General features: G+C 64.9%; 12 protein-coding genes. 2 read left to right on the top strand and 10 right to left on the bottom strand.

What is annotated here, in order from left to right; genetic code table 11:
* On the top strand, positions 1 to 3,253 hold a 3,253-nt coding region (locus AC1D0P_RS12890), incomplete at its 5' end, for a hydantoinase B/oxoprolinase family protein (RefSeq protein WP_477677104.1).
* 10 nt (positions 3,254 to 3,263) lie between these two features.
* On the opposite strand, the gene AC1D0P_RS12895 is transcribed toward AC1D0P_RS12890, so the two are convergent.
* Entirely contained in the window at positions 3,264 to 4,166 is a 903-nt protein-coding gene (locus AC1D0P_RS12895) for an SDR family oxidoreductase (protein ID WP_477677105.1), read from the bottom strand.
* 48 nt (positions 4,167 to 4,214) lie between these two features.
* The gene (locus AC1D0P_RS12900; protein WP_477677106.1) at positions 4,215 to 5,072 is read right to left on the bottom strand and encodes an AraC family transcriptional regulator; all 858 of its coding nucleotides are present in this window, start codon (positions 5,070 to 5,072) and stop codon (positions 4,215 to 4,217) included.
* Between the two features lie 118 nt (positions 5,073 to 5,190).
* On the opposite strand from AC1D0P_RS12900, the gene AC1D0P_RS12905 reads away from it, so the two are divergent.
* Complete coding sequence (locus AC1D0P_RS12905) at positions 5,191 to 5,736, top strand: DinB family protein (protein ID WP_477677107.1); 546 nt, start codon at positions 5,191 to 5,193, stop codon at positions 5,734 to 5,736.
* Between the two features lie 95 nt (positions 5,737 to 5,831).
* Here AC1D0P_RS12905 and AC1D0P_RS12910 read toward each other — a convergent pair whose 3' ends face one another.
* The 8 genes from AC1D0P_RS12910 to AC1D0P_RS12945 all read right to left on the bottom strand — a co-directional run.
* Positions 5,832 to 6,491 carry a ComEA family DNA-binding protein gene (locus AC1D0P_RS12910; RefSeq protein ID WP_477677108.1) on the bottom strand — a complete coding sequence of 220 codons (660 nt, stop codon included), beginning with the start codon at positions 6,489 to 6,491 and terminating at the stop codon, positions 5,832 to 5,834.
* A 156-nt stretch (positions 6,492 to 6,647) separates the two neighbouring features.
* Positions 6,648 to 7,655: an ADP-glyceromanno-heptose 6-epimerase gene (gene rfaD, locus AC1D0P_RS12915; RefSeq protein ID WP_477677109.1), complete on the bottom strand. Its 1,008-nt coding sequence runs from the start codon at positions 7,653 to 7,655 to the stop codon at positions 6,648 to 6,650.
* On the bottom strand, positions 7,652 to 8,593 hold the full coding sequence (gene rfaE1, locus AC1D0P_RS12920) for a D-glycero-beta-D-manno-heptose-7-phosphate kinase (RefSeq protein ID WP_477677113.1): 942 nt from the start codon (positions 8,591 to 8,593) through the stop codon (positions 7,652 to 7,654). Before rfaE1 ends, rfaD begins: the two co-directional genes overlap by 4 nt.
* A 21-nt stretch (positions 8,594 to 8,614) precedes the next feature.
* Positions 8,615 to 9,760, bottom strand: a complete 1,146-nt coding sequence (lapB, locus tag AC1D0P_RS12925; RefSeq protein WP_477677110.1) for a lipopolysaccharide assembly protein LapB — start codon at positions 9,758 to 9,760, stop codon at positions 8,615 to 8,617.
* A complete protein-coding gene (locus AC1D0P_RS12930; protein WP_477677111.1) occupies positions 9,750 to 10,034 on the bottom strand; it encodes a LapA family protein in 285 nt (94 codons plus the stop codon). The genes lapB and AC1D0P_RS12930 overlap by 11 nt, the downstream gene beginning before the upstream one ends.
* Before the next feature lie 63 nt (positions 10,035 to 10,097).
* Positions 10,098 to 10,412, bottom strand: a complete 315-nt coding sequence (locus tag AC1D0P_RS12935; protein ID WP_007869491.1) for an integration host factor subunit beta — start codon at positions 10,410 to 10,412, stop codon at positions 10,098 to 10,100.
* A gap of 64 nt (positions 10,413 to 10,476) precedes the next feature.
* A complete protein-coding gene (rpsA, locus tag AC1D0P_RS12940; RefSeq protein WP_007869489.1) occupies positions 10,477 to 12,162 on the bottom strand; it encodes a 30S ribosomal protein S1 in 1,686 nt (561 codons plus the stop codon).
* 151 nt (positions 12,163 to 12,313) lie between these two features.
* A partial coding sequence (locus AC1D0P_RS12945; RefSeq protein ID WP_477677112.1) for a (d)CMP kinase occupies positions 12,314 to 12,720 on the bottom strand: 407 nt, incomplete at its 5' end.

The raw sequence follows: 12,720 nt of genomic DNA on the forward strand, positions 1-12,720 counted from the left end.
GCTTTACAGCGCTGTGGTCGAGGCCCAGGAGCGCGTGGGCGCGCAGGGCGAGGTGCTGCAGGCGCTGGACGAGGCCCTGCTGAAAAAAGAACTGCTGGCGCACTACGAAAAAGGCTTGCGCAGCCTGGCCATCGTGTTCATGCACGGCTACCGCTTTACCGAACACGAAAAAGCCGCCAAACGCATCGCGGCCGAGGTGGGTTTCACGCAGATCAGCACCTCGCATGAAACCAGCCCGATGATGAAGTTCGTGAGCCGCGGCGACACCACTGTGGTCGATGCCTACCTCTCGCCCATTCTGCGCCGTTATGTGGAGCAGGTCGCCAGCGAGATGCCGGGCGTGCGCCTGTTTTTCATGCAGTCTTCGGGCGGCCTGACCGACGCGCATGTGTTCCAGGGCAAGGACGCCATCCTGAGCGGCCCGGCCGGCGGCATTGTGGGCATGGCCCGCACGGCGGCGATTGCCGGCCATGCCAAGGTCATAGGTTTCGACATGGGYGGCACTTCCACCGACGTCTCGCATTACGCCGGGGAGTTCGAGCGCGAGTTCGAGACCCAGGTGGCCGGCGTGCGCATGCGCGCGCCCATGATGAGCATCCACACCGTGGCGGCAGGCGGTGGCTCCATCCTGAAGTTCGACGGTGAACGCTTCCGCGTGGGGCCGCAGAGCGCGGGCGCCAACCCCGGCCCGGCCAGCTACCGGCGCGGCGGGCGCCTCGCGGTGACCGACGCCAACGTGATGGTCGGCAAGGTCCAGCCGCGCTACTTCCCCAAGGTGTTCGGCCCCAATGCCGACGAGCCACTGAGCTATGAGGCCGTCGAGGCCCAGTTCAACGAACTGGCCGGCCAGACCGGCCGCAGCGCCGAGGTGGTGGCTGAGGGCTTTATCAACATCGCGGTGCAGCAGATGGCCAACGCCATCAAGAAGATCTCGGTGGCGCGCGGCTACGACGTGACGCGCTACACGCTGCAATGCTTCGGCGGCGCGGGCGGCCAGCATGCCTGCCTGGTGGCCGACGCGCTGGGCATGACCAAAGTCTTTGTGCACCCGCTGGCCGGCGTGCTGAGCGCCTACGGCATGGGCCTGGCCGACCAGAACGTGATACGCGAGCAGGCGGTGGAACTCAAGCTGTCCGGCGCCGCGCTGCCCGAAATCGCCGGCAAGCTCGAGGAGCTGGCTGCCCATGCCGAGACCGAGCTGCAGCGCCAGCAGGTCAGCACCGGAAGCATCACCACGCACCGCCGCGTGCACGTGCGCTACGAGGGCAGCGACTCCGCGCTGATTGTTCCTTTCGGCACGCTGGACCAGATAGCGGCCGGCTTTGAGGCCGCCTACCGCCAGCGCTTCGCCTTTTTGATGCAGGGCAAGGGCCTGGTGGTGGAGGCGGTGTCCGTCGAGGCCGTGGTGGCCGGCGACGCGCCCGCCGAGCCGCGCCATGCCACGCATGAGCCGCGCGAAGTGCCTCGCCGCGAAACCGTGCGCATGTATTCGGGCGGGCAGTGGCACGACGCGGCCCTGGTGGTGCGCGAGGACCTGCGGCCCGGCGACATCATTTCGGGCCCGGCCATCATTGCCGAGAAAAACGCCACCACGGTGGTCGAGCCCGGCTGGGAAGCGGCGCTGACGGCGCTGGACCACCTGGTGCTCGACCGCCGAGCCGAGCGCGCCATCACCTTCGCGGCCGGCACCACGGTGGACCCGGTGCTGCTGGAAGTCTTCAACAACCTCTTCATGAACATCGCCGAGCAGATGGGCCTGCAGCTGCAGAACACCGCCTACTCGGTGAACATCAAGGAGCGCCTGGACTTCAGCTGCGCGCTGTTCGACACCGAAGGCAACCTGATCGCCAACGCGCCGCACATGCCGGTGCACCTGGGCTCCATGGGCGAGAGCATCAAGACGGTGATCCGCGAGAACGCAGGCAGCATGCAGCCGGGCGACGTGTATGTGCTGAACGACCCCTACCACGGCGGTACGCACCTGCCCGACATCACGGTCATCACGCCGGTCTATTTGGGCACGGCCACGCAGCCGACGTTTTATGTGGGCTCGCGCGGTCACCATGCGGATATTGGCGGCACCACGCCGGGCTCCATGCCGCCGTTCTCGACGCTGATCGAGGAGGAGGGCGTGCAGATCAACAACGTCAAGCTCGTTGAGCGCGGCGTGTTGCGCGAGGCCGAGATGATCGCGCTGCTCAAGAGCGGCAAGTACCCCAGCCGCAATCCACAGCAGAACATGGCCGACCTCAAGGCGCAGATCGCCGCCAATGAAAAAGGCGTGCAGGAACTTCGCAAGATGGTCGACACCTTCAGCCTGGAGGTGGTGCTGGCCTATATGCGCCATGTGCAGGACAACGCGGAAGAGTCGGTTCGCCGTGTGATCACGCGCCTCAAGGATGGCGAGTTCACGCTGCCGCTGGACAACGGTGCGCAGATCAAGGTGGCGATCCGCGTCAATGCCAAAGGCCGCAACGCCGAGATCGATTTCACCGGCACTTCGGCGCAGCAGAGCAACAACTTCAATGCGCCGACGGCGGTCTGCATGGCGGCGGTGCTGTATGTGTTTCGCACGCTGGTGGACGACGACATCCCGCTGAACGCCGGTTGCCTGAAGCCGCTGAGGGTCATCATCCCGGCGGGGTCCATGCTCAACCCGAACCCGCCGGCCTCGGTGGTGGCGGGAAATGTGGAGACCTCCACTTGCATCACCAACGCGCTCTACGGCGCGCTGGGCGTAATGGCGGCCAGCCAGTGCACCATGAACAACTTCACCTTCGGCAATGCGCGCCACCAGTATTACGAAACCATCTCGGGTGGCTCGGGTGCGGGCGGCAAGCTCGACGAATCCGGCAAGCTGGTGTCGGGCTTTGACGGCACCAGCGTGGTCCAGACCCATATGACCAATTCACGGCTGACCGACCCCGAGGTGCTGGAGTTCCGCTTCCCGGTGCGGCTGGAGAGCTATGAGATCCGTGAAAACTCCGGCGGCGCGGGCCGCTGGCATGGCGGCAACGGCGGCGTGCGGCGCGTGCGCTTCCTGGAGGCCATGACGGCCAGCATTCTGTCCAACGGCCGCAAGCACGGCGCCTTCGGCATGGCCGGCGGCGAGCCGGGCCAGGTCGGGCGCAATCTCGTGGTGCGTGCACAAGGGCAGGTTGAGGCGCTGGACCACATAGGCCAGGCGGACATGCAACCCGGCGATGTGTTTGAGATTCATACCCCGGGCGGCGGAGGTTTCGGCAAAGCCTGAGTGTTGGGCGCTACATCTCGAAAGCTGCTGGCTGCCGGCCGTCTATGTCGGTGAAACCGTATTCGCGCGCCAAGTGGGCCAAGAGGTGGACGCCGCCGCTTTTCGCCATCACGGCTGGGTCGGCCGCGAGCGCGGCCACGGCCCGGCCCAGGTAGCGCGGCGACTCTGTGCGCGCCAGCTCGGGCCGTTCGTGCCAGTGCGTTTCGTCGGTCTGGTGGCCGGTCAATACGAATTCGGTGCGCATCCAGCCTGGTGACACGGCAAGCGAGGTGATGCCGCGCGGACGCAGCTCTTCGGCCATGCCGAAGGCCAGGCGTGTCATGGCGGCCTTGGCCATGTCGTAGAACAGGTTGCCCTTGAGGTAATGGCCGCGGTCCCAGAAGGTGGTGGTGACCAGCAGGCCCTTGCCTTGCCGCAGCATCAGCGGAACCGCCAGGCGGCTGGACAGCAGGTGGTTGCGCAGGCCGCGGTCCATCATGCTGTCCCAGTGCTCCATGCCGCGCTCCCAGAAGGGGGCGTCGAACACGGCGTCGAATGTTTCGTGGCCGCCCCAGGCGTTGTTGACCAGCAGGTCCAGCCGCCCCTGCTCGCCCTGGATGCGCGCGAAGAGGCTCGCGACGTCTTTCTCATCCGTGTGGTCGCAGGGCACCGCGATGCCTTTGCCGCCCATGCGGGTTACCTCGTCGGCCGTGTCATCTATGGTGCCGGGCACGGCCGGCAGGCTGGACAGCGCCAGCAGCTTGCCATAGGACTGGGCGGGGTGGCCGCGTGTGCTGCGCCCCGTGACGTAGACCGTTGCGCCGGCGGCGCCCAGTTCCACCGCGATGGCGCGGCCCGCGCCCCGGCTGGCGCCGGTCACCACCGCCACGCAGTCCTTGAGCCGGGGCGGGTTGTACTTGCTGTCTTGTTCCATGGGTCGCCTTTCCTGTCTGTTGCACTCAGGCAAGAAGATAGCCGCGCGTCAATCCGCTGTCTTGGAAGATTGCGCAATGCCGCGCTGCAGGAACAGGGTGGGTGACAACCCGCACAGCGCGCGAAATTCATTGGCCAGGTGTGCCTGGTCGTAAAAACCGGCGTCCACGGCGACCTCGGCCCAGGCGGGCGCGGCCTGTTGCCGGATCAGGCGCAGGCAGGCGTGCAGCCGCGACAAGCGGGCCCAGGCGCGGAAGGAAAGGCCCACGTGCTCGAAGAACAGCTGCTGCAGGCGGCGCTCACCGATATTGACGGCGGCAGCGGCCTGTCGCAGGGAAAGCCGTCCCTGCGCGCCGGCCAGCAGGCGCGCGGCATGGTGGGCTCTTTGCTGGTGGAGAGATGTGCCCGTCGCAAAGCGGCGCTGCAGCGCCGCCATGAGCAGCGCGGCCCGCGCCGCGTCGTCCGCGGTTTCGGCCATTTGCGCCGCCAGTGTGGCGGCCTGCGCGCCCCAGAGCGCCTGCAAGGGCAAGGCATGGCCCTGGAGTTCGCCGGCCGGCAGGCCCAGCACCGCGGCCGCCGCGCCGGGGTGCAAGGCCACGGACAGGCCTTCCACGCGCCCGCTGAGCCGCAAGACGGTGGGCGACGTCGAGGCCCCGGCTACGCGCACGGAAGGCGCGTTCGACGGGGAATCGGTAAAGTCGAACATCAGGCGCACCGCGCCGTCCGGCAGTACGCGCTCCGTCACGGTTTCGCCCGCGGGCAGCGTCTCGCGGTAGGCGAGGACCTGGGAGACATGGCCGCGCAGCGGCGGGTTCACGGGGAAGGCCCGCAGCGTGGCGGCGGGTACCGTGGTCTCCGGGCCGCAGGTGGTGTCGTCGGCCAGGCGCAGGAACAGTCGTTCTTTCATGGCGTCACCATCCTACCCGCCGGGATTGGCACTGCCGCGCCCGCGCTGAAAGCAGATGCAAAATACCGTGAGCCCGGTGACGGCATGCCGGCCGCCACTTCTTCCTGGAGAGCCTTCGATGACCCATGAATTTTGCGACAACTACCGCCTCCTGGCCCGTTACAACCGCTGGATCAACGAGCGCCTGTACGAAGCCTGCGAGGCGTTGACGGACGAGGCGCGCAAGGAGCAGCGCGGCGCCTTTTTCGGCTCCATCCACCACACGCTGGGCCACGTGGTGCTGGCCGACCAGGTTTGGCTCAGGCGCTTTGCGCAGTGCGGGGCGGACAACGGCATGGCTTTCGCGTCGCTGGGCCCGGACGTGCTGGACATGCCCGAGGCCTACACGCTGGACATGGTGCTGTTTGAGGGCTGGGCGGAGCTGAAGGCGAAACGTGTGCAACTGGACGCCGCGATCGAGAAGTGGACCGCCGACATGCCGGATGCCTATCCGCAACTCACCATGCGTTACGCCAATTCAAAAGGTGTGCCGCGCGAGCATGCGGCCTGGATGGGGATCACGCATTTCTTCAACCACCAGACSCACCACAGGGGGCAGGCCAGCACGCTGGTCACGCAGGCCGGCGGCACGGTGGGGGTGACCGACATGATCGCGCTGGTGTGAGCAGGCCGGGCGCAAGCGCCGCGCATTGAACACACATCGAAGAGCATAAAAAAACCCGCCGGATGGCGGGTTTTGCGAGGCAGGAGCCAGGGCCTTTATTTTTTGGCGGCGCTGGCGGCTGGCTTGGCGGCGTCGGCCTTGGCGTCTTTCTTCTCATCCTTGGCTGCAGGCTTGGCATCCTTGGCTTTTTTGGCATCGGCTTTGGCGGTTTTTTCAGCGTCGGCCTTGGCTTTGGCTTCATCAGCCTTCTTTTTCTTCTCGTCAGCCTTGGCCTTCTTGTCGGCTTCCTTCTTGGCCTTGGCCTCGGCCTTGGGGTCTTTCTTCTCCGCGGCCGCTACGGGAGCCGGTGCGGCGGCGGGAGCTGCGGCGACAGGCGCGGCCGGCTTGGCTTCGGCTTTCTTCTCTTCAGCCTTGGCGGCAGGCTTGTCATCCTTCTTCGCGGCGGCTGCGGGTTTCTCGTCCTTTTTGGCGGCCGGGCTTGCAGCCACGCCCTTGAAGCTGGCGCCGCCCACCGTCAGGCCTTCGGCGGAAAATTTGGCGGCGTTGCCTTCGCCCACGCCCTTGACGCGTTCGATGAAATCGCTCCAGTCCTTGAAGCTGCCCTTCTTGCGCTCGTCCAGGATCTTGCCCGAGATGCCGGGGCCTATGCCCTTGATGCCGTCGAGTTCGGCCGCAGTGGCCTTGTTGACGTCAACCGCGGCGAACGACACGGCCATGTACATGGCGGCGACGAAGGCCAGTATTTTTTTGAACATGAGAAAACTCCTCAAAGATTGGATTGATGTGAAAGCACGTGATCCATCCTTGTGAAGAAGGATGTCTTCTTCATAACGGCCCGTGGGAGACGTCGTTGACGGCCTCCACGGGCTTTCAGGCCAGGAAAACCCTAGTGAGGCACCAAGGGTGCGGCCTCAGCCCGCGGCGGCACTCAGGGCCTGCATGTAAGCCGTCACACCGGTTTGCACGTCGGCGAAGACATGGTCGCAACCGGCCGCGCGCAGGGCGCGCGGGTCGGCCTGGGTGTAGCTCTGGTATTTGCCGACCAGCGCGGGCGGGAAGGCGATGTAGTCGATCAGGCCGCCGCGCACGGCTTCTTCGAGGCTCAGCGCCGCGGCGTTCTGCCCTTTGCGCAGGGTGTTCACGACGGCCAGGGCCACGTCGTTGAAAGGCTGGGCCCGGCCGGTGCCGAGATTGAAGATGCCGGACTTGCCTGGGTTGTCGAAGAACCAGAGGTTCACGGCCACCACGTCGTCGATGAAGATGAAGTCGCGCATCTGGCCGCCGGCGCCGTAGCCGCCGTACTCGCCGAAGWGTTTGACCTTGCCCTCGGCCTGGAACTGGTTGAACTGGTGGAAGGCGACGCTGGCCATGCGGCCCTTGTGCTGCTCGCGCGGGCCGTAGACGTTGAAGTAGCGAAAGCCCGCGACCTGGGTGGCGGCGTTTTCAAAGCGGGCGCCGAGCTCGCGCCGCATGCGCTGGTCGAACAGCAGCTTGGAATAGCCGTAAACGTTGAGCGGTCGCTCGAATTCGGGCGACTCGGTGAACGTGGCGGAGCCGCCGTAGGTGGCGGCCGAGGAAGCGTACAGCAGGCGCGTGCCCTGGTCCTGGCAGGCATGGAACAACTCGCAGGACAGCGTGTAGTTGTTGTCCATCATGTACTTGCCGTCGGCTTCCATGGTGTCGCTGCAGGCGCCTTCATGGAACACGGCCTCGACCTGGCCGTAGGCGCCTTCGGAAAACAGGTCGTAAAAATCGTCGGCATCGACATAGTCGGCGATCTTCAGGTCGGCGAGGTTGCGGAATTTGTCACCATGGGTCAGGTCGTCGACGGCGATGATTTCGTCGACACCCCGGGCATTGAGGCCCTTGATGATGTTGCTGCCGATGAAGCCGGCGGCGCCGGTCACAACTATTTTCATGATGGGTCCTTGGCGAACAGCTCGCCATAGTTGACGGTGGCGGTGCCGAACTTGCCGACCACGATGCCGCCGGCGCGGTTGGCGATCGGCACGGCGTCGCGCAGGCGCATGCCGGTGGCGGTCATGGCGGCCAGCGTGGCGATCACGGTGTCGCCGGCGCCGGTGACGTCGAACACCTCGCGCGCCACGGCGGGAACGTTGAGCTCGCCCTCGGCATCGAACAGGGTCATACCCTCTTCGCTGCGCGTGAGCAGCAGGGCTTCCAGGTTGAGCGCGGCGCGCAGGTTGTGGGCCTTGGCGCGCAGGTCGGCTTCGCTGCTCCAGGCGCCGATCACATGTTCGAGTTCTGCGCGGTTGGGCGTGATGACGCTGGCGTTTTTGTAGCGCGCGTAGTCCGAGCCCTTGGGGTCGACCAGCACCACCTTGCCGGCGGCGCGGGCCTGGGCGATCATCAGCACGATGTGCGCGAGGCCGCCCTTGCCGTAGTCGGAGAAGAGCACCGCGTCGTGTTCGGTGTGCAGCTTTTCAAAGGTGGCGGACTGCGAGGCCAGTACTTCGTTTTCCGGTGTGTTCTCGAAATCCAGGCGTATCAGCTGCTGCTGGCGGCCGATGACACGCAGCTTGACGGTGGTCTTGAGCTGGGCGTCGCGGCCGAAATAGGGCGTGATGCCGGTCTTGGCAACCAGCGCCTCGAGCTGGTGGCTGGCCTCGTCGTCGCCCACCACGCTCAGCAGCGAAGCCTGCGCGCCCAGCGTGACGATGTTGTAGGCCACGTTGGCCGCGGCGCCTATGCGCTCTTCGGTGCGCGTGACGCGCACCACGGGCACCGGCGCTTCGGGCGAGATGCGGTCCACCGCGCCGTACCAGTAGCGGTCCAGCATGGCGTCGCCGACCACGAGAACGCGGGCTTTGGAAATCTTTTCAGGCGTCAATTGCATGCTCATTTATCTTGTCTTTTTCTACAGCTCTTCGATGCGGCGCGTCGGGTAGCTGTCCCAGGCCTGGCAACCGGGGCAGTGCCAGAAATGCTGTGTGGCCTCGAAGCCGCAGGCGGCGCAGCGGTAGCGCATCAGGGGCTTGGTGGCCTGGTCGAGGGCGCGCTGGACCAGGGTGTGGTGCTGCTCGTCCTGCAGCTTTTCGCCGGCGATCCACTTGCCGGCCGCGACCAGCGAAGCCTGGCGCTCCAGGTGCTTCACATACCATTGCCGCGCCGTGGCCGGGTCTTTCTCGAGCTTGACGATGGCCTCGATCACGTCGATGGACGGCATGTTGGCATAACTGGCCTTGAGCAACTCCAGCGCGGTGGCTTCCTGGCCACCGGCCTGCGCGATGTTGGCCAGCAGGCCGGCGGCGAGCGGCAAGCCTTGCGGCGCGGTTTTTTCGAGCTTGAGCAGGGTTTGCAGGGCGTCCTGGTGCCGGCCGAGCTGGTTCTGCAGCTTGGCAAGGTCGATCAGGGGGCGGGCCAGGGCCGGCGCCATGGCGATGGCTTGCTGCAGGGCGCTGAGTGCCTGGGTGGTGTCGCCGGCGGCCACGGAGGCGCCTGCCTGCTCGCACAGGTAGTGCGCCTGGCGGGCGCTGAAGCTGCCGTGGCTGGAGCTGCCGAGGCGGGACGCTATTTCAGTGGCGTTGCCCCAGTCGCGCGAGCGTTCGTAGATCGACAGCAAGGCCAGGCGGGCCTCTTCTTCAAACGGCGTGCCCTCAAGCCTGCGCAGAGCGGCTTCGGCGCGGTCCAGCAGGCCGGCTTTGAGGAAATCGAGCGCCAGGGCATGCTGGGCGCGGTCGCGCTCGGGCTGCGTGAGGTCGCCGCGCGACATGAGGTGTTCGTGCACGCGCACGGCGCGCTCGTACTCGCCGCGGCGGCGGAACAGGTTGCCCAGGGCGAAGTGGAGCTCGGAGGTGTCGGGGTCGTTCTGCACCGCCTCGATGAAGGCGTCAATGGCTTGATCCTGCTGCTCGTTGAGCAGGAAGTTCAGGCCCTTGAAATAAGCCTTGGGTGCCTGGCGGTTTTCGATGCGMAGTTGCCGCAAGTCCAGCCGTGAGGCCAGCCAGCCGAGCGTGAAGGCGATAGGGAACCCGAGCAAGACCCAGGTGAAGTCAAATTCCATGGTGCATCGTGGACGGGTCTTCGCTTACGGTGTGGGGGCCGACGGTAGAGGAGGCGTATCTGCCCGACCGGCGTTTTTTCCACCAGCGCGGCATCATGACAAAAATGCCGAGCGCCAGCCCGCAGGCGAAGGCGGCCAGCACAACCAGCACCAGGGGTGCTTGCCACATGGTGCCAAAAAAGAAATACACCGAAACCGTCTGCTGGTTATTCAGTGCGAAAGCGAAGAGCGTAAAAAAAATGGCTGCTTTAAGCAGCCACATGAGGTATTTCACTTGGTAATCCCCCGGGTGGTCTGGCGATTGTAGCCAGCCCCACCGAGGAGCAACAGGAAGACCTTACTTGGGTTCCGTGACCGCCAGCAATTCCTGGGTGCGGGCATCGACGGCTTCGCGCAATGCCTTCCCGGGTTTGAAGTGCGGCACCCGTTTTTCCGGGATGGCCACGCTCTCGCCGGAACGCGGGTTGCGCCCCATGCGGGGTGGGCGCCGGTTGATGGAGAAGCTGCCGAAACCCCGGATTTCAATGCGGTGGCCGCGCACCAGTGCGTCGCTCATGGCATCAAGAATCGTCTTGACGGCATATTCGGCGTCGCGGTGCGTCAGCTGGCTGAATCGGGCCGCCAGTTCTTCAACAAGGTCGCTTCGGGTCATGGATCAAGTAGCTGCACAGCGATGCGACCCGCCCGGGGGCGCATCACACCGCTGCACGGTTGCCTTACTTTTCGTTGTTGTCCAGCTTGGCGCGCAGCAGGGCACCCAGGCTGGTCGTACCGGCGTTTTCGCGGGAAGACTGCTGGCTCAGGTTGGCCATGGCTTCCTGCTGGTCGGCGTTGTCCTTGGCCTTGACCGACAGCTGGATGTTGCGGGTCTTGCGATCCACATTCACCACGACTGCGGAGACTTCGTCGCCTTCCTTCAGCACGTTGCGTGCGTCTTCGACGCGGTCACGGCTGATCTCGCTGGCGCGCAGGTAGCCGATGATGTCTTCGCCGAGGTCGATCTCAGCGCCCTTGGCGTCAACGGTCTTGACCTTGCCGGTCACGATCGCGCCCTTGTCGTTGATCGACACGAACGTGGTGAACGGATCGGAATCCAGCTGCTTGATGCCCAGGGAGATGCGCTCGCGGTCGACGTCGACTGCCAGCACGATGGCTTCCACTTCCTGGCCCTTTTTGTAGTTGCGAACGGCGGCTTCGCCGGGTTCGTTCCACGAGAGGTCGGACAGGTGCACCAGGCCGTCGATGCCGGCAGCCAGGCCCACGAAGACGCCGAAGTCGGTGATCGACTTGATCGGGCCCTTGACGCGGTCGCCGCGCTTGGTTTCCTGCGCGAACTCTTGCCATGGGTTGGCCTTGCACTGCTTCATGCCCAGGCTGATGCGGCGCTTGTCTTCGTCGATCTCGAGGACCATGACTTCGACTTCGTCGCCCAGGGCCACGAGCTTGCTCGGGGCCACGTTCTTGTTGGTCCAGTCCATTTCGGACACGTGGACCAGGCCTTCGATGCCGGGTTCGAGTTCAACGAACGCGCCGTAGTCGGCGATGTTGGTGATCTTGCCGAACAGGCGCGTGCCTTGCGGGTAGCGGCGGTTCACGCCCATCCATGGGTCGTCGCCCATCTGCTTCAGGCCCAGCGAGACACGGTTCTTTTCGGTGTCGAACTTCAGGATCTTGGCAACAATTTCCTGGCCAGCCGTCACCACTTCGCTTGGGTGACGCACGCGGCGCCATGCCATGTCGGTGATGTGCAGCAGGCCGTCGATGCCGCCGAGGTCAACGAAGGCACCGTATTCGGTGATGTTCTTGACGACGCCCTTGACGGCAGTGCCTTCTTTCAGGGTTTCCATCAGCTTGGCGCGTTCTTCGCCCATGCTGGCTTCGACCACGGCGCGGCGGCTCAGCACCACATTGTTGCGCTTGCGGTCCAGCTTGATGACCTTGAATTCCATGGTCTTGTTCTCGTACGGAGACAAGTCCTTGATGGGGCGGGTGTCGATGAGCGAGCCGGGCAGGAAGGCGCGGATGCCGTTGACGAGGACGGTGAGGCCGCCCTTGACTTTGCCGCTGGTCTGGCCGGTGACGAATTCGCCGGATTCCAGGGCTTTTTCCAGGCTCATCCACGAAGCCAGGCGCTTGGCCTTGTCGCGGGACAGCAGGGTGTCGCCATAGCCGTTTTCGACGGAGTCGATGGCCACGGAGACGAAATCGCCGACCTGGACTTCGAGTTCGCCCTGGTCGTTCTTGAATTCTTCGAGCGGTACATAGGCCTCGGACTTCAGTCCGGCGTTGACGACGACGTGGTTGTGGTCGATGCGAACGACTTCAGCGGTGATGACTTCACCGGTGCGCATTTCGGAGCGCTGGAGCGATTCGTTAAATAGGTCGGCAAAAGATTCAGACATGATTTTCCTAGTCCACACAACAGGGTTCCAATAGCGGGATTGCCATTGTTTTTATAGCTGCTTGCGGCGGTGTTTTGCGGCCAGACGTCTGGTAAGGCCGCGGGTTACGTTGATGAACCTGCTGACCCAAGCGCAGGCTGCGCGTCGGGGGTCAGAAGGGCCGGGTGCCTTGCCACCATTCAATCACCTGGTCCACCGATTTTTCAATCGACAGATAGGAGTTGTCCAGCGGTTTGGCGTCATCAGCGGGTTTCAAAGGAGCGGCTTTTCGCGACGAATCGCGCGCATCGCGTGCCTCCAAATCCTGCTGAATCTCGGCGATTGTAACCGAATTTCCCTTTGAAATCAACTGCTTATGTCGGCGTTCGGCCCTGTGCAAGGCGCTGGCCGTCAGGAAAACCTTGAGCGGGGCGTCGGGGAAGATGACGGTTCCCATGTCCCGGCCGTCGGCGACCAGGCCGGGCAGCTTGCGAAAGCTGTGCTGTAGCTCCAGCAGGGCGGCGCGGACCTCGGGATGAGCCGACACGCGGGAGGCGGCCATGCCGGCGGCTTCGCTGC

This window comes from Polaromonas sp. P1_G2 (genome assembly GCF_056405515.1).

Excerpts from the sequence above, each read along its gene's own strand:
- AC1D0P_RS12935 (WP_007869491.1), bottom strand. The coding sequence starts at position 10,412 with ATGACCCGAAGCGACCTTGTTGAAGAACTGGCGGCCCGATTCAGCCAG.
- AC1D0P_RS12900 (WP_477677106.1), bottom strand. The coding sequence starts at position 5,072 with ATGAAAGAACGACTGTTCCTGCGCCTGGCCGACGACACCACCTGCGGC.
- rfaE1 (WP_477677113.1), bottom strand. The coding sequence starts at position 8,593 with ATGCAATTGACGCCTGAAAAGATTTCCAAAGCCCGCGTTCTCGTGGTC.
- AC1D0P_RS12910 (WP_477677108.1), bottom strand. The coding sequence starts at position 6,491 with ATGTTCAAAAAAATACTGGCCTTCGTCGCCGCCATGTACATGGCCGTG.
- AC1D0P_RS12895 (WP_477677105.1), bottom strand. The coding sequence starts at position 4,166 with ATGGAACAAGACAGCAAGTACAACCCGCCCCGGCTCAAGGACTGCGTG.
- rpsA (WP_007869489.1), bottom strand. The coding sequence starts at position 12,162 with ATGTCTGAATCTTTTGCCGACCTATTTAACGAATCGCTCCAGCGCTCC.